At 57.9% G+C, this 23,608-nt stretch carries 20 protein-coding genes; 13 read left to right on the top strand and 7 right to left on the bottom strand.

Going from position 1 to position 23,608, the window contains the following annotated elements:
• Window positions 1-65: 65 nt before the first annotated feature.
• The 5 genes from ACNO7C_RS06945 (at window position 66) to metG (ending at window position 5,991) form a co-directional block, all read left to right on the top strand.
• Complete coding sequence (locus ACNO7C_RS06945) at window positions 66-1,382, top strand: extracellular solute-binding protein (RefSeq protein ID WP_460024388.1); 1,317 nt, start codon at window positions 66-68, stop codon at window positions 1,380-1,382.
• Window positions 1,383-1,406: 24 nt separating this feature from the next.
• Window positions 1,407-2,258 carry a carbohydrate ABC transporter permease gene (locus tag ACNO7C_RS06940; RefSeq protein ID WP_460024387.1) on the top strand — a complete coding sequence of 284 codons (852 nt, stop codon included), beginning with the start codon at window positions 1,407-1,409 and terminating at the stop codon, window positions 2,256-2,258.
• Entirely contained in the window at window positions 2,255-3,061 is an 807-nt protein-coding gene (locus tag ACNO7C_RS06935) for a carbohydrate ABC transporter permease (protein ID WP_460024386.1), read from the top strand. Before ACNO7C_RS06940 ends, ACNO7C_RS06935 begins: the two co-directional genes overlap by 4 nt.
• Window positions 3,062-3,232: 171 nt before the next feature.
• Window positions 3,233-4,390: a serpin family protein gene (locus ACNO7C_RS06930; protein ID WP_460024385.1), complete on the top strand. Its 1,158-nt coding sequence runs from the start codon at window positions 3,233-3,235 to the stop codon at window positions 4,388-4,390.
• A 98-nt stretch (window positions 4,391-4,488) separates the two neighbouring features.
• The gene (metG, locus tag ACNO7C_RS06925; RefSeq protein ID WP_460024384.1) at window positions 4,489-5,991 is read left to right on the top strand and encodes a methionine--tRNA ligase; all 1,503 of its coding nucleotides are present in this window, start codon (window positions 4,489-4,491) and stop codon (window positions 5,989-5,991) included.
• Here the strand turns inward: metG and ACNO7C_RS06920 are convergent.
• Window positions 5,984-7,363, bottom strand: a complete 1,380-nt coding sequence (locus ACNO7C_RS06920; RefSeq protein WP_460024383.1) for a hypothetical protein — start codon at window positions 7,361-7,363, stop codon at window positions 5,984-5,986. The two genes, metG and ACNO7C_RS06920, sit on opposite strands and share 8 nt — an antisense overlap.
• A gap of 47 nt (window positions 7,364-7,410) precedes the next feature.
• Between ACNO7C_RS06920 and ACNO7C_RS06915 the strand changes: the two genes are divergently transcribed.
• Complete coding sequence (locus ACNO7C_RS06915) at window positions 7,411-7,944, top strand: HAD family hydrolase (RefSeq protein WP_460024382.1); 534 nt, start codon at window positions 7,411-7,413, stop codon at window positions 7,942-7,944.
• Window positions 7,945-8,375: 431 nt separating this feature from the next.
• On the opposite strand, the gene ACNO7C_RS06910 is transcribed toward ACNO7C_RS06915, so the two are convergent.
• Entirely contained in the window at window positions 8,376-9,197 is an 822-nt protein-coding gene (locus ACNO7C_RS06910; protein ID WP_460024381.1) for a DUF3782 domain-containing protein, read from the bottom strand.
• Window positions 9,198-9,611: 414 nt separating this feature from the next.
• Window positions 9,612-10,847 carry an MFS transporter gene (locus ACNO7C_RS06905; protein ID WP_460024380.1) on the bottom strand — a complete coding sequence of 412 codons (1,236 nt, stop codon included), beginning with the start codon at window positions 10,845-10,847 and terminating at the stop codon, window positions 9,612-9,614.
• Window positions 10,848-11,132: 285 nt separating this feature from the next.
• On the opposite strand from ACNO7C_RS06905, the gene ACNO7C_RS06900 reads away from it, so the two are divergent.
• From ACNO7C_RS06900 to ACNO7C_RS06875, 6 genes are all read left to right on the top strand, one after another.
• On the top strand, window positions 11,133-11,510 hold the full coding sequence (locus ACNO7C_RS06900; protein ID WP_460024379.1) for a 2-oxoacid:acceptor oxidoreductase family protein: 378 nt from the start codon (window positions 11,133-11,135) through the stop codon (window positions 11,508-11,510).
• Between the two features lie 84 nt (window positions 11,511-11,594).
• The gene (locus ACNO7C_RS06895; protein ID WP_460024378.1) at window positions 11,595-11,972 is read left to right on the top strand and encodes a class II SORL domain-containing protein; all 378 of its coding nucleotides are present in this window, start codon (window positions 11,595-11,597) and stop codon (window positions 11,970-11,972) included.
• 600 nt (window positions 11,973-12,572) lie between these two features.
• Window positions 12,573-12,698, top strand: a complete 126-nt coding sequence (locus ACNO7C_RS06890) for a hypothetical protein (RefSeq protein ID WP_460024377.1) — start codon at window positions 12,573-12,575, stop codon at window positions 12,696-12,698.
• Window positions 12,699-12,739: 41 nt separating this feature from the next.
• A complete protein-coding gene (locus ACNO7C_RS06885) occupies window positions 12,740-13,729 on the top strand; it encodes an MFS transporter (RefSeq protein WP_460024376.1) in 990 nt (329 codons plus the stop codon).
• Window positions 13,730-13,970: 241 nt separating this feature from the next.
• A complete protein-coding gene (locus tag ACNO7C_RS06880; RefSeq protein ID WP_460024375.1) occupies window positions 13,971-14,474 on the top strand; it encodes a hypothetical protein in 504 nt (167 codons plus the stop codon).
• A gap of 133 nt (window positions 14,475-14,607) precedes the next feature.
• Window positions 14,608-16,329 (top strand): hypothetical protein, encoded by a 1,722-nt coding sequence (locus tag ACNO7C_RS06875; protein WP_460024374.1) that lies wholly within the window; start codon window positions 14,608-14,610, stop codon window positions 16,327-16,329.
• A gap of 113 nt (window positions 16,330-16,442) precedes the next feature.
• Here the strand turns inward: ACNO7C_RS06875 and ACNO7C_RS06870 are convergent, their stop codons facing one another.
• Window positions 16,443-17,345, bottom strand: a complete 903-nt coding sequence (locus tag ACNO7C_RS06870; RefSeq protein ID WP_460024373.1) for a hypothetical protein — start codon at window positions 17,343-17,345, stop codon at window positions 16,443-16,445.
• 348 nt (window positions 17,346-17,693) lie between these two features.
• On the opposite strand from ACNO7C_RS06870, the gene ACNO7C_RS06865 reads away from it, so the two are divergent.
• On the top strand, window positions 17,694-19,433 hold the full coding sequence (locus ACNO7C_RS06865) for a hypothetical protein (protein ID WP_460024372.1): 1,740 nt from the start codon (window positions 17,694-17,696) through the stop codon (window positions 19,431-19,433).
• Between the two features lie 25 nt (window positions 19,434-19,458).
• On the opposite strand, the gene ACNO7C_RS06860 is transcribed toward ACNO7C_RS06865, so the two are convergent.
• The 3 genes from ACNO7C_RS06860 to ACNO7C_RS06850 all read right to left on the bottom strand — a co-directional run bounded on the left by ACNO7C_RS06860 (window position 19,459) and on the right by ACNO7C_RS06850 (window position 23,573).
• Complete coding sequence (locus ACNO7C_RS06860; protein ID WP_460024371.1) at window positions 19,459-20,250, bottom strand: DUF3782 domain-containing protein; 792 nt, start codon at window positions 20,248-20,250, stop codon at window positions 19,459-19,461.
• Window positions 20,251-20,367: 117 nt separating this feature from the next.
• Complete coding sequence (locus ACNO7C_RS06855; RefSeq protein ID WP_460024370.1) at window positions 20,368-20,559, bottom strand: hypothetical protein; 192 nt, start codon at window positions 20,557-20,559, stop codon at window positions 20,368-20,370.
• 194 nt (window positions 20,560-20,753) lie between these two features.
• Entirely contained in the window at window positions 20,754-23,573 is a 2,820-nt protein-coding gene (locus ACNO7C_RS06850) for an FAD-dependent oxidoreductase (RefSeq protein ID WP_460024369.1), read from the bottom strand.
• Between the last annotated feature and the right edge of the window lie 35 nt (window positions 23,574-23,608).

The following is a 23,608-nucleotide window of genomic DNA, read 5'->3' as shown; positions in this document are numbered from 1 at the left end:
TTTGTCGCATTATTTAAGCAATATCCATAAGTTATATAGGAAGTAATAGCGATAACTGAGACGCTATGGCGACGAGGCGGGATTTCCTCAAGTTGGCAGTGGTGGGCGCAGGGGCCTTCGTGCTTGGCTTCGGTGGCGGGTACCTCTACGGTTCCTCTCGACCAGCTGCTCCGGCGGCACCTGCTGCAAAGACGTATTCCTTGTCCCTCCTCGGGAGGGATGCTGAGCACAATGACATAAACATGGCTGTTATAGACTTCTTCACCCGAGAGAACCCGAACTACAAGGTTGACTACACGCCTCTAGCTTACAGCCAGCTGTACGACAAGATGGTGCTCACGCTCCAGCAGGGCTCGAGCGCCGTGGACCTCGTGTACATGGACGACCCGTGGATACCTCAGTTCGGTGAGAAGGGGTGGCTATCGGACATCGAAGCGGTTGCCAAAGACGCTGGTGTGACGCTCGATCTGAGCGATTTCCCTAAGGTGCTGGTGGACGTGGGCAGGCACCCCTACGGAACCGGGAAGCTCGTAGCGTTCCCGCAGATGGGTAACGTGCAGATCTTCGCCTATAGGAAGGACGTGTTCGACAAGCTTGGTCTCCCGGAGCCGAAGACGTGGACCGATGTGCTGAATGCCTGCGAGAAGATAAAGGCTTCGGGGCTCGTAGAGTACCCTGTAGCCTTTAGAGGTGTTAAGGGCAACCCCGTCGCTACGGCCTTCCAGCCCATCCTCTACGCCTTCGGGGGCAAGATTATCACAGACGACCTGAAGAAGTGCGCCCTAGACTCGAAGGCTGTGGAAGCCCTCGAGTTCCTTCTGCAGCTGAAGAAGTACGCTCCTCCCGGTGTCGAGAACTTCAACACTCCTGACGTTCGCGACCGGCTTATCGGCGGAAGGATAGCGATGAGCACGGAGACCTGGCCAGGCTGGATTAAGGACTCGGACAACCCGGCTGTAAGCAAGGTTCCAGGCCTGCTAGCCTACACCGTCACCCCGGGCGAGCGCGCGAGGCCTTCACCGCTACTAGGAGTGTGGTACTGGGGCATAAACGCGGCGTCCAAGAACAAGGAGGCCGCGCTCAGCTACATTCTCTACACTACTAGCGCGAGGATGCAGAAGCTGATGGCGATATACAAGGGTCTGCCCCCGGTGAGATCCAGCGTCGGCAACGACAAGGAAGTTGTAGGGCTGAGGAGGTGGGTAGCGGTCCAGGTGAGCAGCCTCCAAACAGCAGTGCCTAGACCCAGAACACCGCTGTGGTCTAAGGTTGAAGACATCTTTGGCAGCTACGTCAACCAAGTGCTAGCCGGGACGATTAGCCCAGCCGACGCTGTCGCCAAGGCCGCTGCCGAGATAGACAAGGTCCTGGCTGGAGGGTAAAAAAGGAGGGGGTGGAGAGGCCCCTTGCGCCAAAAAATAGCTGTTTTTCTAGTTCTCCCCTCTCTCCTGCTCATGCTTTTCCTGACCGTATACCCGATATTCGGCATCTTCTACTACTCGCTTCACGCCTACAACCTGATAACCGGCGAGTTCAGGTTCACGGGTTTAGGTGAGTACGCGAGCCTCCTCCGCGACGACGTGTTCGTGGTGAGCGTTAAGAACACCGTTCTCTTCTCGCTGATGGCCACTTTCGCCCAAACGCTCCTGGGCTTAGGGATTGCGGTCCTCGTTAACCAGAAGATCAGGGGGAAGAGGTACCTGGTTCCGCTGATAGTCCTGCCCAACATGTTCTCCGTGGTTGTCGTCAGCTCAATGTGGAAGCTTATGATGGACTACGATACGGGGCTTCTCAACTACATCCTACGCTTCCTCGGTTTGCCGCCCCAAGCCTGGCTGACGAGCTTTAACCTCGCGCTACCAAGCATCGTGCTGATAGACACTTGGCAGTGGACACCAATCTGCTTCCTCATATTCTACGCGGGCCTCCAGTCCATACCCAGGGACCTCTACGAGGCTGCGATGCTCGACGGGGCATCCCCTCTTCGGACGTTCAGGAGCATCACGCTTCCGCTTCTAAAGCCGTACATAGCTTTGGTGCTACTCCTCAGAAGCATCGACACGTTCAGGCTCTTCGACAAGGTGTACCTTCTGACGGGTGGGGGGCCTGCGTACGCCACGGAAACTGTGTCCCTCTACGTGTTTAAGTCGGGGCTGATCTTCTGGGAAATCGGGAAAGCCTCCGCCGCATCCTTCTTGATGCTTCTCATAGTGCTCGTGCTAAGTGCGCTGTACGTGCGGGAGGTGATTCTCAGATGAAGGTAAGAGTTGAGAGCATGGCAGTTTACCTCGGCGTAGCACTGATACTCCTGTGGACGCTAACGCCGATTTACTGGATTGTTAACGTTTCGCTGAGAGCGGGGCTTGAGGTCTACGAGGCATTCTCCCTTCGCATAACGCTTGAGAACTACGTGAAACTGTTCCAAGAGGGGTTTGAGCGCTACCTCGTGAACACGATTTACCTCGCCTTCCTGTCCACGGGGATATCCGTCCTTCTCGCGGTTCCAGCCGCATATGCTGTCTCCCGGCTGACCCTGCACGAGCACTTCAGGCGCGGCTTCCTAGCTTGGACGCTCTTCGCAAGGACGATCCCTCCTATAGTCCTGATACTGCCCATATATGTGATGTTCGCATCTATGAGGCTTCTGGACAACCTGAACGCGGTGGCTCTAGCGTACCAGATTTACACGCTGCCGTTCGCAATATGGACTCTAATAGGCTTCTTCAGGGCGGTGCCAAAAGAGGTGGAGGAAGCCGCCCTCGTCGACGGTGCGGGCACCCTGACTATACTCGCTAGAGTCATGCTTCCAATGGTTGCACCAGGGGTTGTGGCAACGGCTATCTTCTGCCTTCTCATGACTTGGAACGAGTTCCTCTATGCTGTCATCCTTCTGCAGAGCTTGAAGAACTACACTGTGCCGCTGATTATCGCTAGCTACATCTCGGAGTGGGGTGTGAAGTGGGGCGAGATGGCTGCTGCCGGAATCATCTCATCGCTTCCAATGTTGCTCTTTACAGGCTATGTGCAGAAGTACCTGGTTCTAGGTTTCATGAAACAGTAGCCTCGCAACGTACTTTCGGTGCATCAAGCTTTTCTGCGAGTACTCGGTTGATTAGCTCGAGTAAGCATGGAGCGATCGAGAACAATTTTAGTCATGTGCGGAGCCCTTCTCATAGCAGTTGTTGCAGTAGCAACTTTATATCTCTACCCTTACCATCCACATAGACCTCCGTTGGCGAACGAGTCCAACTACACCGAGAGCAGCCTCCAGGCGGTCGTCGCTTCAAGCAACCTCTTGGCCGCGAACCTCTACAGGGACGTTGCCCTCAAAGAGAGTGGCAACGTGTTCATCTCACCGTTCAGCGTGTACTCCGCGCTGGCGATCCTCTACGAGGGGGCCAGGGGCAGCACGGCTGAGGAGTTCAGGAGCGCGCTAGGCTACCCCAGCGTCGAGGTTTTGAGGCCCAACTACGCCCACCTCTACAACTCCCTGAACAGCGTCAGTGGCGTGGAGCTCGCGACCGGGAACGCGCTCTGGGTCCAGAGGGGGTTCGACGTTCTACCCGAGTACAGCAGGGTGGTTGAGGAGTTCTACGGAGCCAAGGCGGCGAGCCTCGACTTCGCGGGGGACCCCGAGGGCTCCAGGGTTACGATAAACAGGTTCATTGAGGAGCAGACCCGGGGGAGGATCAAGGACCTGATACCACCGAACTTCATAGACAGCTGGGTCAGGCTTGTCATAACGAACGCGGTGTACTTCAAGGGCTCGTGGCTCTACGCCTTCGACAAGGGTAAGACCTCCCAGGCCAGCTTCAGGGTCTCTGCGGACAGGACCGTCAGCGTGCAGATGATGTGCATGGAGCCCTCCGGGAAGGAGTTCATGTACGCCGACCTCGAGGACGCGCAGGTGCTTGAGCTACCCTACGCGGGCGGGAGGCTGAGCATGGTCATCATCCTGCCGAAGGGCGACCTCCGCGAGCTCGAGAAGGGCCTAACGCGCGAGAGGCTTGAGAGCTACCTTTCCTCGCTCAGGCCGGAGAAGCTGGACAGGATTTGCCTGCCCCGCTTCGAGCTCGAAAGGAAGTACCTCCTCAACGAGAACCTGCAGAGCCTCGGCTTGAGGAAGGTCTTCCAGGGCGATGAAGCGGACCTCTCGGGCATCGACGGGAGGAGGGACCTGTACGTCGCCTGGGTTATCCACCAGACGTATGTCAGGGTGGACGAGGAGGGAACCGAGGCCGCCGGCGCGACGGCGGTCGGCGTAAAACTCACGGCTTACATGCCGTCGAAGACCTTCGTAGCGGACCATCCGTTCATCTTCCTCATAAGGGACAGGGAGACGGGGCTCGTGCTCTTCATCGGCAGAGTAGTCGACCCCACTTCGAAGTGAGCCTTCAATCCCGGGGCACAGAGGAGGCGCGCCGATTACTCCGGTTTATCACAGCACAGTGTTTTTATTCTCCCCTGTCCTTTAGGCTCGGTGGTCTGGTGACAGGGAAGGCATTTTACGTGACGACGCCCATATACTACCCGAACGACGTGCCCCACATCGGGCACGCCTACACGACGGTCCTGGCGGACGTGCTGGCCAGGTGGTACAGGCTGAACGGCTACGACGTGTTCTTCCTGACGGGCACCGACGAGCACGGCTTGAAGCTCCAGAGGGCCGCCGAGAAGGCTGGGAAGACGCCGAAGGAGTTCGTGGACAGCATGGTCCCGGTGTTCAAGAAGTACTGGAGCCTCCTCGAGATAGAGTACAGCAGGTTCATCAGGACCACCGACCCTGACCACGAGGAGCTCGTGAAGAAGGTCTTCCAGAGGCTGTACGAGAAGGGCTACGTGTACAAGGGCTCGTACAGCGGCTGGTACTGCGTCAGCTGCGAGAAGTTCTACAGCGAAGGCGAGTACGTGGAGCAGGGGGGGCAGAAGCTCTGCCCCATCCACAGCAAGCCCCTGGAGTGGGTGGAGGAGGAGACGTACTTCCTCAGGCTCTCGGCCGTGCAGGACGAGGTGCTGAAGACCATCGAGAGCGGCGGAACGGTCTTCCCCGAGGCTTACGCGAGGGAGGTCGTCGGGAGGATCAGAAAGGAGGGGTTGAGGGACGTCTCCGTCGCCAGGCCGAAGACAAGGGTTTACTGGGGCGTCGAGCTCCCATTCGACAGGGACTTCGTGGCCTACGTGTGGATAGACGCTCTGCTCAACTACCTCACCGGGATAGGCTTCATGAGGGATGATGACAGCTTCCAGAAGTACTGGCCCGAGGCCCACCACATCATCGGGAAGGACATCCTCTGGTTCCACAGCGCCATATGGTTCTCCGTGCTCAGAATGCTCGGCCTCGACCCGCCGAAGAGGCTCATCGTACACGCCTACATCGTCAACAGGGGGCTGAAGATGGGCAAGAGCACTGGGAACGTGGTGATGATCGACGACCTCCTCGAGAGGTACAAGTCGGCCGACGCGGTCAGGTACCTCCTGATGAGGCTCCTCAACCTGGAGAAGGACGTGGAGTTCGACCAGAGCCTCCTCGACAGCATCTACAACGGGGAGCTGGCCGACACCTTCGGCAACCTCGTCCGCAGGGCGGGCGTCCTCGCCCTCCGGAAGCTCGGAGGCAGAGTCCCCCGCGCCGACCCCGACCCCGGCCTGGCGGAGCTGGCCAGCAACACAGTCAAGAAAGTCGCGGAGCTCATAGCAGAGGTCAAAGTTTCGGAGGCCCTCACAGCAACCTTCGACCTCCTCAGGGAGGCTAACAGCTACATGAACAGGACGGAGCCCTGGGCGCTCGACGACCCCACGCGGCCCCTATACAACACCCTGGAGGCGCTCAGGGTCGCGACAAACCTCCTCTACCCCGTCATGCCCGCGACGGGCGAGCAGGTGTCCAGGGCCTTCGGCTTCCAGCTAATCCCTCCCGCCGAGCTGGCGTTCGGCCAAGTCGAGGAATACAGAGTCACGGAAGCCCCTATACTCTTCCAAAAGGTCAAATAGCTGGAGCTAAGCTCCTTCTCCTCGGCAACAGCGAGACAACAGCCGCGAGCACTGCTGCTACGAGCGCGAGTAGGGCTAGGGCGGTCTCAGCTAACGCCTGCGGGCTCCCGGGAGAGCCGAGACGCTCGGGGGACTTGAGGACGTTTGTGTCGACGAGCTTCAGCGAGGTGAAGCCTTTGGCGCTCCTTGTGAAGTAGATCGCGTCCTCCCCCTCCCAGCCGAGGTACTCGGAGAGGACAGCTATGTTCTCGGTTCCCATGGGCGACTCCTCGAACTTTCCGCCGTGAGAAACCTCGAGCAGAACACCGGTGCCCCTCTCCCAGACAAGGCGGCCATAGGAGAAAGCGGCCACCATGAGAAGCCTGCCTCCGAGCTCCGCCACGGGAAGCGTGTCAACGCGCGTGCACTTGAACAGCGTGAGGTTGCTGGCCTCCGTGACGGTGGTGAAACGCCATGGCTTCCGCTCAAGCCCCGTCGAGTTGAACAGCGAGAGCGGAGTGTAGTTGACCACGACAATGTTCCCAGATCTGGCGACCTTGAACTCCGGGGGCATAGACGCGTAGTAGCCCTTCAACATCCCGAGGAGGTTGCTCGTCGACGCATCGTCGAGGCACTCGTAGCGGATCGACACTACGCCGTATGGGAGCACGTAACCGTGGACGAGGTCTGTCGGCGGGACGACGACGCCTCCCACTGTGATGCCCTCTCCGGGCTCCACCCTCGAGAGGTTTACGCCGACAATGGTTGCGACGCCGCTGCCCTCGAGCCCCGGCGTGATCTGCGCTATCATCGATGCCACGTGCGCGAGCACGACCGTGTAGCTCTGCGCTCGGGAGCGCTCCGGGAGCCAGAATAGCCACTCCCCGATCAGGCGGCCTGCCTCGTCGTAAACCCCGTTGTCGACCCTGGAGACGTAGAGCTTTCTCGTCACGTTCAGCGTCTCCAGGCGGGCCAGTAGCAGGCTGCCGTTGCGCTGCCATTCAATGCCCTTCAGGATACTAAATCCCTCTGCGGGCGGGTAGCAGGCGAGCGTCGCGTTCCTGAGGATTAGGGAATATCGCACGGTGTAGAAGCTGGCGTTTGCTCCCAGGATATCTACTCTGACCTCGTCTGAATCAGCGCTAACGTCGCAGGCCTCGAGCTCTTCCCCCGTCGAGAAATTGTAAAGGCCGATTACGAGCTCTATTCCAGAGCTGTGCTTCCCGACCTCACCTAGCGCCTCGTTGCGTATCCTCCCCTGGTCATCGCACGTAGTTATGTTATAGACAAGATAGCTGCCCGCGGGAATGGCTCGTGCCTGAAAACAGGAGAAAACAAGAGTAGCCACAAGGATCAGCGCAAGACTCGCTGACAGGAATCCCTGCACCCTCATTGCTCTGTTAAATACACAATCAAAACAAATACAAAAATATTTCTTCTTTGAGGTACAAAGCTATGCTACTACCGCCAGGCGACGTGTACGTGTTCGACGTCGACGGGGTGCTCGTGGACGCAGCTGAGAGGCTACGCGAGGCCCTCCGGAGGCTCGGGGTCTCAAGCGCCTCAGCGCCCGGGGAGCTGGAGCCCCGGCTCAGGCAGAGGTTCTGGGAGGTGTTCCTCTCGGAGGAGCTCCTCGCGCTCGACAGGCCTCGCAGCGTGGGCATACAGCTGCTGCTCGACCGGCTGGGCAGGGGCGTGGTGCTAGTGCTGACGGGGAGGCCGTACAGGCTCTACAGGGCTACCCTCAGGGAGCTCCAGGGGTTCGGCGTCCCGGTTGACCGTGTGGTGGTGAGCATGAGGCCGAGGGGCGACAGGAGGAGGGACGTCGAGTTCAAAGCGAGCGTGCTCGCGAGGATCCCCAGCGTGGCCGAAGTCCACGACGACGAGCTAGAGGTACTCGAGGCCGCGAGGAGGCTGCACCCGGAGGCGAGGCTGTTCCTGCACCGCGGGGACTCGTACGAGCAGGTCACCTAGCGGCTCGGCGGCAAACCGGCCTCCTCACCTCTCGAAGAGGTCCCCAGGGCTTCATCGCCTGGGATTAAAACAGGTAATAGCTTTTAACCGTCCCCCCTGGAGAGAAACATAGGACGGCGTGATGAGCCTGCGGCCCGCGACCTCTACGGGATGAGCTGTAAGCTGTTGGCTGACCTCCTCACTCTACGCCTTCCCTCCTGAGCTCCCTGAAGTCCACGTTCCTCAGCCCCTCGATGGGGGTTCTGGGCGCCACCACGAGGACGCGGTCTCCGCCCTTGAACAACTAGGGTATGCGGGCTGAGCTCCAAGGGTCTACTCCAACAAAGGGGTCGTCGAGGCACAGGAGCTCCAAGTGAGGGGGCGAGCACGGCTACGGACTGAGCCATCCCCTGCATGCCCATGGGTAGCTTCCCTAGCCTCGCAACGTGAAGCTACGCGCCGCCAGTCCCGGAAATCACCCTGACGCCTAGCTTCTGCGCAGCCTGCTGCGCCTTTGGGTCGGCGAAGGGCGTGACGATCACCAGTTTTGGCTTGACGCCCGTCTTCTTCTCGTAGAGCCGGGCGATGCGCCAGAGCTCGTACACGTCTCCCCGCGAGACGCTGGACTTCACCTCGACGAGGATGTGCTCCTCGTCTCTGACCACGACGTCTGCCTCGACTGGTGAGGGGTGCCCGTACACGAAGCCCTCCTCGTCGTAGGAGACCCACTTCTCAACCCTCTCGCCGAAGCTCCGCAGGATGTCGGCCATGGCCCGGCGGAAAGCCTCCTCGCTCATCAGCCCCCACCTGGCCCCGAGCGCCGAGATCGTCCTCTGGAGCTCGCGCATGGCTACGGTGTGCTCCGCAATCACCTTGCTGTGCTCCGCGACCTGTTCCTGGAGCGCCTTTATAGCCTTAGAGTGCTCGGCAACCTGCTCCTGGAGGGCTTTGATTGCTTTTGTGTTCTCGGATACCTGCTCCTGTAACGCCTTTATGGCTTTCGAGTGCTCCGCGACCTGCTCTTGGAGCGCTTTAATTGCTTTCGAGTGCTCAGCGACTTGCTCTTGTAGTGCCTTGATCGCTTTGGTGTTGTCGGCAACCTGCTCCTGCAAGGCTTTAATCTCCCGTTGAAGGTCCCGGATGGCGCGCGTGTTCTCGTCTAGCCTCTCCAGCACCTCGCGCATACCCAGGAGGCCGGCTACGCTGTAACGGAACTCCTTGTCCTCCTCAAGCAACCTGAGGATCTCCGCTTTCAGCGCCTCTCTGCTCAGCATTCCCCTGTTGAAAAGCGGAGCGGCTCGCTTATAAACATGCTCGCTACTACATGCAAGCACGCCGCGCTCTCTGAGACACCGGGTGCACTTACGGGCCGAGCTGGAGGCCGGGGCTGTCGAGGAGAGACAGCTTAAACCCCCGGGTATGGGCTCGCCTGTGGGCTAGCTTGGCTGGGCAGGGAGGTTCCCCACTACAGGTGTGAATTCTCCAGGATATTCTTGAAGCGTGAGTGCCTAGGAGGGGAGTCGGGGGTGCCATGTAGGTGCGAGTTCTTGCAGGCAGCTTCAGGAAAAACCTGCCGTGTTCCCTCTCTAGCGCTGTAGTTTAAAAAGCTAGGATTTACGGGTCTTATGTTAGTAGCGTTAGGCTTCTTCGGTCCGCCGAAGGCTGAGAGAGAATGGCAGGTTAGTGGGCTACTCTCTGTGGGTAGAGGGCTCCTCGACGAGTAGAGCTACCACAGCAGTGTTGGCGGCGCCGAGGATTGCCGCAAGCAGGAAGGGGTACGCAGGCCCCTCGCTGTAGAGAAGACCCGCCAGGGCCGAGGCGGGTATGGAGGCAAGCAACCTGAGAGCTCCGACCGCTCCCATCACTCTGCCGCGGGCTTCCCTGGGTGCCAGGTCTGCCAGCATTGCCTGGTAGGCTGGGTTGAAGAGCGAGGCCCCCAGCGAGAAGGCTGTGAAGGCGAGCGCCATCTCGAGCGTGCTGCGGCACTGGACGAAGTAGATGGTGGCTGGGACCCAGAGCGCGTAGGCCAGCAGCATAGACCTACGCCTACCTATGGAGTCCACGAGGAGGCCGAGCGGTATCCCGGCTACGAGCGGGACCGCGAAGAATATCGAGCTCAGCAGAGCCCACTCAGTCTCGCCGATGCCGGCGACGCCGACCACATAGAGGGGCATGAACCGGAACATCGACTCCTCGAAGGAGTTCACCACGAGGGCTACCGCGAGGGGCAGGAGAGGTGCCTGGACGCCCTTCGGCGTCGCGATAGCCCCTTTCACCGAGGACACGAGGCGAGCGGAGAGGCTAGGGGGCTCGGGTGCGCGTACCAGGGTTTCCTCAAGCCAGAGCGCCCTCACGAGCCCGGCTGAGAGGGCTAGGAGCGCTCCCAGCGCGTAGACCAGCCTCACCCCTTGAACGAGCCCGCTCCTCTCAACCAGCAGGGCCGCCGAGATGGGTGCGAACACGGATAAAGCCGCGGGAAGCGTGTCGACCAGCGCGTATGCCAGCCCCCTTCTCCCTGATGCAGCCGAGTCGGCTGTGAGCGCCTGGAGAGCTGGAAGCGAGAGCGAGGAGAACGCCCCCACAAGCGCGACGCCCACCGCGGCGAGCCACCAGCACGGGGCAGCTGCGATGACGGAGTACGAAAGCGCTACGCCGAAGGTCGCTAGCACGGCGACCTCCTTCCTCCCGCGGCTGTCTGCGGCGTACGCTCCAAGCAGCCTCGAAACCAGTACGAGCGATGACGCGAGCGAGCCAAGGAGCCCTATAGCCAGCGCCGGCGCCCCGAGGGCCTGCAGGTAGAGCAGCTCGTACGGGTACGCCATGGACTCGGCGAAGTAGGTTAGCGAGGCAGTAGCGCCGAGTACGATGACGTTGCCCTTCAGCCCGGAGAGGTGGCCGGTTCGACGATCTCTGCTGGTGGGCATAGCGTTACACCACATGGGAATCAGAGCACGAGTAACCATCATTTATGCTTCAACGTGGGCTGTGGCTGTAGAAAAAAGTCATTCGAGGCTGCTTATAATGGTTCCGTGCGGGCACGGGAGCTACCCACTACTTACGCTGTTAGGAAACTGCAACCCCAGTTGCGTCTGCTTGCCGGATTTTTCGGTATATTAGGAGTTTTCTGATTAAATTAACAGCTTTCTCGGGGTTACGTTTTAGTATGACGCAGGTATAAGTTAATAAGCTTTAACAGAGTTTAAAGAGCGGTGGAGCAGATAACTGTTCTTTTCGGTGGAGCGGCTGGAGACGGCGTGAGGAGCCTCGGGGTAACCTACGCACGGGTGTTGTCGAGGTGGGGCTGGCACTCCTTCGTCTACGACGACTACCAGAGCCTGATCAGGGGTGGGCACAACTTCTCAATAGTCACGTCCAGGAGAGGTGAGCGCGTGTTCGCCCACTGGGACACCGTCGACGGCATCGTAGCACTCAACCAAGACACAGTCGACAGACACCTCGGAAGGCTACGCGACAGCGGGTTCATGGTCTACGACTCCGACGCGGTCAAGAATCCGCCAGGCAAGGGGCTCGCGGGCGACTACTCGCAAACTCGCCTCAGGGAAATCATTGAGGAGAGGTGGCTGTAGCTTAAGCCGAGCCTCCGGGCACCGAGCTCGGCGTAGACTGAGATAAGTTTATATGACGGCTGGATAAACTCGATGTGATAAACAATGTCAAAGCCTTTTGGAGATCTAATATATACGCCCGAGAGGGCGGCTGGAGAGGCTGTCAGCAAGGTTGAAACGCACACCCCCAAGATAACCGCGCCGGACAAGGTTAAGGCCAGTGAGGAGTTCCAGGTCACGATCACCGTTGGCCCCCATCCGAACACCGTCCAGCACTCAATCAGGAAGATAAAGGTCTACTTCGCGGAGGAGGGGAGGCCCTTCAACCCGATCCACCTAGCCACCGTAGAGCTCGAGCCCGAGTACGCTGAACCCAAGGTGACCCTAACCGTCAAGCTGAAGAAGAGCGGAACCATATACGCTGTAGAGTACTGCAACCTGCACGGCCTGTGGGAGGCGAGGAAAGAGATAACAGTTGAGTAACAAGGAAGCACCCTAGTTAAATTGCTTCTTTAGGCTTCCTCCTTTCATCCAGGCCCCCTTAGTCATCCGCCCTTCACAGCCTCGCTCCGAGGCCCGCTCCAAGGGACTTCCGTAAGCTTTGCCTCCAGGGCACCTCATCTATGGTTGCTCTACGCGGCGAGGTTGCATCACACCACCTTATAGCTCCTCCGCGGTTCACAGTACAGGCTTTGACAGTACAACCTCCCTTTAACCTTTCCTCAATCTGTGGGGAAAAGAAGGGTTGGCTTGGATGCGGGTATGCCAGGGGGCTGTTCAAAGCAACGTTGGTGGGACAGGCTAAGTTCAGGCAAGACAGGCTTACATTCAGCTCCTCTGTACGCCCATGGTGTGGGATGAAGATGAATTCTGGGACCTCTGTGCAGGCGTCTATGGCCAGCAAGCTTAATTGCGCCGCTCACGCGGGCACGGGGACCAGAGACTCTCCCGAAACGCTACTTGACCTGCTTTTACCTTCAAAAAATAATATTAACCCTCGGTCAGTCAAAAGGAGAGGTACCCCCTTCTCAGCGTCTTGAATAGGCTTAGGGGAGGACTCTGTGGGACGTGGGGTGGTAGGCCTTGAGATTGAGGAACATCACACTCATCGCCGTTGCCCGCTCCTCCCAGATGTTCGTGCTAGGCTTCCTCACGTGGTACCTTCCCATCGCGATAGAGGGGAGCTCGGCCTTCCCGCGCTGGGTCTGACGTACTCTGCCTCCTGCGCTCTATCGGGGTTCGCAGGGCTGGTGGGGGGAGCGCTGAGCGACAGCCTGGGTAGAAGACCCGTGATCGTAGCCGGCTCAGCGGCAATGCTCCTCGGTGCCCTGCTGGTGGCGTTAGCGCCGCTTTGCGGCGCGGGAGCGCTCGCGCTGTCCGCGTTGCTGCTCTTCGGCCTCCAGCACCTCGGTGACGCGGCCATGGACTCGGCGCTCTACGAGTCCACGGGGGAGGATTCTCTGGGCAGAGCTCTCGCCGCGGTGTTCGTGGCAGGCGCCCTCTCTGGATCAGCGGGCTCTGCAGTACTTGGCTTCACCACTGAGCGCGACGCGGCGCTCGCAGGAGCGCTTGTGCTGGCGGTAGCGCTCACCTGTTTCGTGTCGAGCGCTCTCCTAGAGGAGACTGCGCGGGGGAGAGGTGCTTTGAGCGTGCGGGGGAGCGTGGAGCGTGCTGCCGAGTGGTTCAAGTCGATGGGCAGTGTACCTCTCGCGGTTCTCTCCCTGACCGTCCTGATGGCGGTGGAGGTCGACTCTACCCTAAACCTTTACCCCGTGTTTATGAAGGAAGTGCAGGGCTTCGCGGAGAGGGAGGTGGGCTTGGTTTACGGGGCGATCCCGGTGATACAGGCCCTTATTTACCCCCTCGCCGGCGCCGCCGTGGACAAGCTGGGGACTCCGAGGGCTGCGTGCGCGGCACTCCTGATTCAGTCAGCCGGGGTAGCTGGCTTCGCAACACTAGGGCGTCCCTACGCGGCTCTGGCGCTTCTAGCGGCTTCTGCTGCTGGGGCTGTGTTCAACCTCGCGTACAGGGCTATGGTGGTTTCAAGTGCCTCTGCTAGTGCTAGGGGCACCACTGTGGCGCTCGTGTACGTAGTGTGGGACCTCGCGGCGGTGCCCGCGCCTGCCCTGGGAGCCATGCTGTATACCCTTGACCCCAGGCTCCCGTTCTTCCTGGCCTCCTTTACCCTTGGATTGGCGGCCATCATCGCACAGAGCGCTGATCGCAGGCATGTCAATTGAAGCTACTTGCTGATGTACATGCTACCCATTAAGTATGAGCCTGTAGGCACACCCGATGAAGAATTTCAGAATTTCGCGCCTAAAACTGCGTACCAGCCTCCATTAGTATCGCAAGAATGGGAACCTTCGCTGCGGCGCCCCCTTGGACCTGAGATTATGTTTTTAAGATGCTGAGCGGCTTCCTTGAAAGCTTTAATGGCATGCAAAAAAGTTTAATAATACTAATGAAAGTTTAGTATTTGTGAAGTGTGACCAAGCTTTTGCTGAAGCATTGTCAATCCTTCTCAGAAGAGGGTTTATCACCTACAAGTCCCTCAGAGACTCTTACGGGCCCTGCGCCCTGTACGTTTTCAGAAGCCTGCTGATGTCAGGCCTCGCGGTGAAGCCCTCGCGGGGACTCCTCGTGTCAGCCGACACCAGGGGCCTCCAGGTCTCAGACCTAAAGGCGGCCATAGAGCTCTGCAACGGGAGAGGCGACTGCGTCTACGAGCTCCTAAAGACTGCCGCCCGCGAGGCGGACAGGGTGATCAGGACACTGGTTAAGGCGGGCGCGCTGAGGGTTGAGGGCGTGAGCGGGGATTACCTGGCGCTGTGGCTCGAGTACGGCTGGCCGTCGGAGGTCCCCGCTGAGAGAGTTAGGGGCGAGTGGCAGAGGCACTTCGCGTTCGCGGGACCCAAGGCAGTAATGATGCGCCCTCCTTGGACTGTGGAGGGGGCGGTGGTAAGAGTTGTTAACCGCGAATAGCCCTGCAAGTCAATGTACCCTGGAGAAATTCAAAGTCTTGCTTAGTGACACAATTTCTAGTGAAAACAGATACAAGATAAGAGATGCTTTTCGTTCCTGTGGCTTCGTTGAAACAACGAGTTACAGGTTTGTAATGGAACGTATTAAGGAATTCGAAAGCGGCTTTCGTGGAACACCGGTAATAATGATTTACGGTGAAGCAGGAATCGGTAAATCTTTGTTGTGCAGAGCCGTCGAATACACACTTTGGGAAGAAGCTATCAGTAAAGTCAGGAAGAGTCTAAGTGCAACCTCAACCTGCATTGAAAGAGCAATTTTGCCTGTATATGTGAATCTAGAAAGTATACCGGGTGAGGCATTAGCTCCAGTCACGAGAGATCGAGACTTAGAGAGTCTATCCGATACTATTTCAGATATTATTTCCAAAGGTATAAAAAATGAAACCATGAATATTCTCTCAGAGATTTTAGGTAATGCAGGCATCATCATGTATAGTGAACTCTGGGAGGAGCTAGTACCAATTGTAAAAAATGTGCTAGAGACTTTGAAAAAACGCCACGATTTTACTCTTCCTGCATTTTTCTCTCTACTTAGGCTAGCAGAGTTCAGGTATTTCATTATCCTAGACGGGGTGACTACATTGATTGGTAATCCTGAAACTAAGGAAGGTTTCACAATTATCAGAGACGCCGTTTTTAAGAAGGTGCTACGCAAATGGCGTGAAGCGCTTAACAACTTACTCGCAGGCTTCATGATCACAGCTCATGTACTCAATGTGGACTCCTTTAACGCATTTCTAGGCTCCATCGAAAACGAGCTCGTAACATCTATTGGAGAAGCTGAAAGATTCAGGTTCGAGTACATTACTGGAGGAGAATTCTTCCCTTCTTCAGACGAAGCGGTAATACGCTGGCTCAAGAATGCGGGAATTGATAACGAGTGGGTTGCCGGGATCTACAGAGATATCGTAGCAAACAGCAAGTTCAGGTATGGGTCATATTTCCTCAAAGAGTATATTGAACTTCGTGAAAACCCTTCCGGTTATAGTAGTGGTAGCTTTACCTCTGCTATTCATGGAGATTTGTCAAAAAACCTTGAGAGGTTGATCACGGAGCATCTCGCGAAAGAGTTAAAAAACAAACAACTCACAAAAATTGTGAAAGCAGGGCATAAAGTAGGGGACATGGTGTGCGATCTCCTGGTTGGAAATATGTGTGTAGACGTGAAAGTTACCGGAAATGTTCCCCAGCTCGAAAAAGCTATAGAGGATGACCTAGACAGGCTAAGCAAGGCCAAAGAAATTAAGCTAGCATATTTAGTGGTTACCGACAAAAAAGTCATTCAGAGCTCAATAAAGGGTGTCCCGCTAATCTCTATACACATTCCAGAACTCGATGTAATTTATCGTTCATTGCAAAACACAGAAGAGAGAGTCGCGAAGATGATGAAAACTCTCCAAATAAGAAAGCAAATAACTTTCAAACCGTATTTATTCAACCGTATCGCCGTAGTCGCCTCGCAGAAGTTAGTTGACTTCATGCTTAAACCCCCCGCAGACCTCCTCCATTCATTTCAGCAGGCAGAAAGTCTTTTAGCGCCCTCTTACGATGTAACGCTTCTAGAAATTGTTAGAAGAGACTGTAAGGAGCTCAACGGCAAATCTAGAACCGAATGGATTAAGAGGGCTGAATCTGTGTCGAAAGTCTATGGAGGAAAGGTTAAAAGGGAAAAAGTCGAGAAGCTACGAGAAATTATAAATAAAATAAACGAAAGAATATCCGGTAGTGGGTTACAACTAGTGGAGAAAGAAGAGGGAGGGAAAGGGTATATCATTTGCGTGGAAGAAAGAAACTAGTACACGTTGGGCAAACACGCATCCAAGACTAAAAATATAAGAATAATAGAAAAGAACTAGTTTTTAAACATTCTAAAAATAATTGTCGATCGTTTTAACCAGAACTTAACCCGCTATCTGGGAAGCACCCTAAGCGTGGCGGTCAGGGCTTTATTGTTCAGCGTGACGGTGACTGAGTACACACCTGGGGGTAGCTTCAGGAGGTATGCTCCCTCGAAGTACGGTCCCCTGGCCCTCAGCTCCAGCGGGAACTCCTCGACCACTCCGCCGCCCTCAACTCTGAGCTTCGCCTGCATACCACCTTCTGCCCCTCCCGGGACGTAGACCCAGACTAGGAGCTTGAAGCTCGCCAGCTCGTCCTCGCCCGCCCTTGAGGCGAGCCCGTCGACCTGCACGGCGTAGCTCCTGGTTGAGCCGTTGAAGGGGATCCACTCGGGCGCTTCGGGTGGCTCGGGGAGCACCTCCAGCTCTGCGGTCTTCCCCAGAGAGTACCTCAGCGTGATCCTGACCTTGAGGTCCCCGCTCGACTGCCATGAGACCCTCAGCCTCGCGCTGTACACTCCCTTCTCGATGAGCATTGGGGCGTCGAACCCAGGGATGAGCATCATAACCCTGAAGCACTCCATCCCACTCGCGGCGACGCAGGGCATGTCTACCTTGTAGCTTCGGACGGAGCCCTCGAGCTCGAGTGTTGCGCTCAGGATGAAGCGGGCGTTCCCGGACAGCAGCTGAACCTCTGGTTTGAAGACAACGTTCGAGCTCTCCGAGAAGTTGATGCTACTGAGGCTCAGCACCTCCTCCCCTCTCCCGGCCGTCAGTGTGAGCTCCGCAGACTGGTAGGCGTTTCCCGGGGAGTAGCTCCCATGAGTGGGGTTCGATGCCCATGGGGAGGCTAGGCTCCCCTGAGAAGCGTGACCCCCAGCTAGGGGTTCTGGGAAAAAGGCGAGGAGGATGAACAGCGAGGCGAGAGCTGCAAAAACAGGTGCCAGCACCAATACTAGAGTTCTTGCTCTCATCGAGCTAGCAGGCTAAGTTGGTTTCATTAAACTTAGCGTAGCTTTGATACGTATCCTCGCGACAGCCACCGCTCGCAGGTGCAAGTTAGAGGGAGGTACGCGTAAACCTCTGAGAAAGCCACCGGATAGGGGGTGGGCTCGACGGGAGTTTACTCAGCTAGCGCTCAAACCGAGGTTTGCTTCAGCCTCCTCGTGAACCAACAGTAGCCTGCAGGTAGCGCAAGCGTAGGACTCTAGTGTCCTCGACAACGCTAACAGCCTTACTCGAATGCTGGCTAGTAAATTCTCAGACCGATTCATGTATTAAGAGTACTTTATGTTTAAAAGTATCTTTGTACGGTTGCTTTTATGGGCTTTAAGGCCGCCTACCTAATGTGCCTGTTTCTCGCAGTCTGCCTTACCTCTTTTGCCTTAGCACTCCCGGAGAGGACTATTCAAGGAGGGACACGCATAGTCGGGAGTAAGGGCGACTATGTTCTCTTTTCCGACGTCGTAGTTGCTGGCGGGAGTGTTTACATCGGTGGTTGCTCCGGTAGTTATAGCAACCATAACTGGACTCTCTGGAGGCTCAGCCCTAATGGAAGCCTAACCTACATAGAGGGAGGGTGGGGTTGCGTGGCTAGCCTCGACACAGACGGGTCAATAATCTACGCGGTAGGCACCCTCGAGCACGGTTCATCTCCTAAGCTTACGGGTTTCATCGCGGCGCTAAGCACAAATCTCAAGAAACAGTGGGAAAAGGAGTGGGTGGGATCGTCCCTGTTTAGCTACTTCCGGGGGGTTGCAGTAGGAGAGGACGGAATATATGTCGCAGGGGTTTCCTACACGGGCGAGCGCGCCACCGACATTGTTCTCCAGAAGTACAGCCGAAACGGCTCTCTCATTTGGGAGAAAGTCCTCGCTGAGCCCGGCTACCAGGAGCCAGAGTCAATAGCTTTGAGCGAAGGTAAAGTATACATCGTGGGCACTACCGCTCCTCATGATTCACGCGAGAACGTTGACGGGATATTGATCGTAGCGGACAGCAACGGAAGCATTCTTGCGAACTTCACCTGGGGAGGTAAAGGTCGCGACTTCTTCAAGAGCATCCAGGTGTACGACTCTGAGGTATATATTTGCGGTTTCACAGACTCCTACGGGGAAGGAGGCCTAGATGGTTTAATTCTCAAAGTGAACCAGTCTGGGAAGGTTCTCTGGTGGAAGACTTTTGGAGGAGCTGGAGACGACTCCTTCATAGACTTAACTGTCTACAACGGGAGAATACACGTTGTGGGCCATGCGACAACAGCTGAGGGAATGCTACCCGTATACCTGCAGTACGGTCTCGATGGAGCGCTCCTGGGAAACTGGACACTAGCCCTCAACTCGTCATCCTGGACAGGAGTGTACGCGTCTGAGGGCGTAGTCTACGCGGTTGGGAACAGGATGAGGGGGATGTTCAGCGTCGACGGGATTTCCTCAAGCTACGTTACAAGCTACCTGCTAAGGGTCAACCTTCCTGAAGACGGGCTATGGGCTTCACTGGATGGCGTGAACAAGACCGGGAGAAGTGTCAGCTTTGAGGCTCGGGGCGGTGAGCACAGGCTTGAGGTGGCTTCCTGCAAACGCGATGGGGAGACGAGAATTGTTTTCGTCGGCTGGAGCGACAGCGCAACAGATAACCCCCGAACGGTAAGGCTTGAAAGGGACACTGTTCTAGACGCCTTCTACAGGCGCGAGCACCACGTAACGGTGACGAGCGAGCTCGGCTTGGCGTCGGGAGAGGGGTGGTACGCGGAGGGCTCTACCGCAACCGTGTCCGTGTCTCCGAGCGTTATTCCTTCGGATTTTCTCACAATTAGGGTTTTCGACGGGTGGGTTAAAAACGGGAGGAAGATCTCGTTCGAGGCTGTGTACTCCTTCAACGTCACGGAGCCTGTTCACCTAGTAGCTAGTTGGAGAAACGAGCTCAACTTCTTGGCACTCTTAATCTTGTTGCTTCTAGTTGGCGTACTCGCACTGCTAGCATTGATTGTTTTCGTTGCTAGGCGCAGGAGGAAGAGAGAACCAGCCCCACCGCCTCCCCCACCCCCGCTACCGAGATACTGAGAAAGTTCTAGTGAAAGCTCAAAGCTTATTTTCTCGCTGAGCTCCTCGAACCTACGAGAGCACCCCCTTGCAAGCAGCCTGAAGTTCGCTGAGCGGGCGGTTGAAGGTGGGAATAATTACACGCTAATCTATTACGTGGCCGCAGACGACTTCTATCCCCAGCTCTCTCGTAGGCCTCCCTATCTACGTTGACGGCGACAAGGATCGTCCTGGCCACCTGCTTGCCCAGGACCTTGCCGACAACCTCAGACTTCAGGGGTAGCGCTTCGACGTGCTCCAGCTCAGCCCTGGACTTGACCTCGATCACGTAGACCTTCTCGTCTTCAACCAATACGTCCACGTCGACAATCCTGCCCTTGACGCCGGTTAGGCTGCCGTCCTCGTCCCTCAGCCTCAGCTTCCGCACCTTCCCAAGCTCGATGCCCCTCTTCTCCAGAGCCTCCCGGAAGATCTCCAGAACCATCCGCTCGAGGTCCTCCCCCCACCTCCTGCCCATGCTCCCTATCGTGACCTCGACCCTTGCATTCAAGCGGTTGAACTCACTCCACAGCCGCTCCTGCCCCTTGAGGAGCTCAGCCAGAACCTTATCCACCCGGTTGAAGTCCTCCCTCAGCTTCACCTGCTCCTCCCTTAGCTGCCGTATCTCACTCAGGATCTCGTTGAATTTCCGGTCGTGCTCCTCAAGCCTCTTCAGTACGTCGAGGTAGCCGAGGATGCCGGCTACAGTGTACCTGAACTCCTCGTCCTCCCTCAAGAGCCTGAGCAGCTGCTCTCTGAGCTCCGCGCGCGAGACAGGCAACCCCCTATTCCCGTTCAAAAGACTCGATCTAATATATAAAAAGGTTTACCCAGGCTCAGCGGGACCTACAGGACGGTTGCCGAATAGGCTCGAGCCCCTCCACAACCACGATCACGTCTCGATCGCTCAGAACCGTCACCCTGCCCTCGGCGACCCCCCGATGACGTAGACCTCAGCGCTGAGCCCGAGGCTCTGGACTATGAAGCCGAAGAGCTCGAAGTACACGCTCTTGATGTAGAGCTGGGCCCCCGGCTCGACCATGAACATCGCCAGTTCGGGGCCCCGCACCCTCTCGGCCTCAGAGAGGAAGCCCTCCGCCTCAGCCACCTGGCGTAGCTCCCGCCCGCGCTTCCCCTGCGGGCCGGCTGGATATAGGCGAGTGCTCCAGCTACAACGCCGCAGGCCTAGGGGCTCCCACACGCCAGCCCCTCAGCTCCTTCCGCCAAACGGCGGGCGCGTGCTCCCAGCGGTTCCCAACGCACCCTCTGGAGCGGCCCCTCCGCCGGCCAGAGCTCCGTCCGCTACCGGGGCATCTCGAGCTGGGCACCAACCCCTACTATCAGGAAGATGTCAGACCACTTGAACTCCCCGACCGAGGAGAGGACGCCCCTAATGCTCTCGATGTGCGCGCGATCGATCCCCAAACGCTCCCACTCCTCCGCAATGCCCTCGACGACGCTCTCCAGAACCTCCCTCGGCGTAGCGACCCTCCACTCGATCACTCTATCGAGTAGTACCTGGAGGCCGGCCTGCTTCAGCAGCGCAACCCAGTACTCCCTAGGTCTGTACTCCTCGAAGAGCCCGATCGAGCTCACGGCGCTACGGTACGTCCGCCAGAACCTCTCGTAGAGCTCAACCCCGTGGGGGGAGGGCTCGGCTACGGCTACGTACTTACCGACCCTCCGGGCCTCGAGCACGACGTTCCTGTGGGCTCGCGGGTCGATTTCGTGTAACGTGAAAACGAATGAGACAACGCTGCAGCAGTGGTCCCTCAGCGGCAGGAGCCTAGCGTCAGCCACTACGATCTCAAGCCTCTCCCTAAACTCCTTACCAACTCTTTTCGGCTTGGCGTCAACGCACACCACGAAGCTATCCCGAGCCGTCAACAGGATGCCTCTCGTGGAATCCCCGCAGCCGACATCGATTATGACGCCACCCCCGCTCAATTCCGCCAGCGTACTGTAGATTCGCCATTTGACTCTGCGCTCCTCCTCAAGGTAGTCCCCCAGGGTACGTGTGCACCACGACCGTCCTCTAACCCCTTTCTCGACCCTGAGCCCCATCGGGCTTTGCTCGCGCCCCCAACCGGCTATGTCGTGCGCGCAGATCGCGCCCGAGATGACTACGGCCTCGATCCCTCCGCCTGGGAAGGTTGACGCGCTGGCAAGGTACAGTCCCTTAATCGGGGTCTTGAAGTAGGGCCTCTTCGTCCCTACGGACTGGTCGAAAGCGTAGATCGCGCCCTCCGGCATCGAGGTGTACCTCTCGAACGTCCTCGGGGTTGCGGCGTCCACGACGACAACGTGCTCGCCCAGGCCCGGTATCACTCTCTCGGCTTTCCTGACTAGCTCCCAGGCAAGCCTGAGCTTCTTCTCCAGGTACTCGCGTGTGCCCCTCTCGGGGAAGTCGCGGCTGTTGGCCAGCGTTAGTATCGTGACGCTGGACTTACCTGCGGGGGCCATCCCGGGGTCTGCGTTGGAGTTTATGACGAGGCTGTAGCCCTCGTCTAGGTTCTCGATTATCGACGGGTAGCCCGAGAGGTCCATGTCTACCCCCAGGAACACCATGAACGCGGAGGGCGACATCCTGAGGCTCTTAAGGTGCTCCGCGTAATCCTTGGGTAGGTGCTCCTCGCCGACGAGCTCGAGCAGCGCTGTCTTCGCGTTGGCGTTGGCCACCACGACGCGGCTCCTGTAGACCTTCCCCCTGGCTACAACGCCCCTGACCTCTCCGTTCTCGACGAGTATCTTATCCACCCTGTGCATCAGGAGGACTTTCCCGCCTCTGCTCTCAATGTAGTCTTTGAGCGCGTCGGCGAACCTCTGAGCCCCGCCTTTCGGGAAGTAGCCGCCGTGGAGGTAGTAGGACACCACGGCTGTCAGAGCGCTGCTGGCCGGGGTCTCCTCGGGCCTGGTCCCGAGGTACCCGAGGAGCGCGCAGAGGAGCGTCTTGAGGTCCTCGCTCTTGAAGAACTCGTCGAGCTTCTGCCTGTACGTCTTGTTCATCCAGTCGTAGAAGTGGGGGTGGTCCCGGGGGTAGTCGAGGAGCTTTTTAGGCCCCTGAACCTTGGCTATCAGCGCGGCAGGCAGCGGGACGCCGTACGCTAAGTCGCTGTAGCACTCCTCGTACGCCCTCCTCGCCTCCTCGAAGAAGGCGCGGATCGAGCCCTCCTCATCCGGGAACATGCTCACCAGCGCGGCCGTGAACTCCTCCAGGCTGCTGGCCTCGATTTCCCTGCCCTTGTAGATGAAGCGGACCCTGTTCCTGACGAAGAGGTCGTCCTTGCTTAAACCCAGCTCGCTCAGCAGGTAGCTGACTGGCCCTCCAGCCCACAGGCCGCTCACGTTCTCCACTCCCGTGTTGAAGGTGAAGCCTCCCCTGCGGAAGGATGAGCAGTAGCCCCCGACCTGGTAGTGCTGCTCGAGGACTAGGACCCTGTAGCCCCACTTCGCAAGCAGGGCCCCGCAGGTCAAGCCGCCCACGCCGGAGCCGACGATGATGACATCGTACTCGTCCTCGCGCTTCAGGGTCCCGGGCTTCACCCTCACGCTCCAGTCGTACCTCCTGAACTCCCTTGTTGCCAGGTAGGCGGGGAGCCACGCCGGCAGCAAGACAGACAGAGCCACGCCGGCCGCGATCAAGGCGTTTGAGAGCAGCAGGCTCAGCGGGAACCCGAGAAACGCGTAGGCAAGGGCGCTCGCCAGGAAGACCGCGGCCCACACCGCTGTGAGCAGGCGGTTGACTAGAAGGAACGACGGGTCGCTCCAGTAGACGGGAGGGTAGTCCCTCTTCGAAACCTGAAGCGTGTAGGGCTTCCCAACAGCCAGCGAGGTGAGAGCCATGAGGAAGAGCGCTAGGTAGCCGAGAAGGCCGCTCTCCTCGATGAAGAGCCTGGAGCCAAGGGCGTAGGTGGCGAGAGCCGCAAGGGTGAAGTAGAGAAGCGAGGCGGCGTCCATCGGGCTCAGCTCCCCTCTGAGGAGCTGCGGAAGAGCCAGGACTGCCGAGACGATCAGAGCTAGAGCGACTCCGATCTCAAGCCCAAGCCCGCTGAGAACCCAGTACAGGATCCACGGGGTGAACGATGCAAGGATGTAAAGCATCCCCGGCATTCTACCCGGCAATCTCCCACGCTCCGCCGCCTAGGTGGCACTATATT

The sequence above is a fragment of the Infirmifilum tikiterense genome (assembly GCF_054696565.1).
Note: the sequence above shows the minus strand (reverse complement) of the source record. Positions and strands in the feature narration are given on the sequence as shown.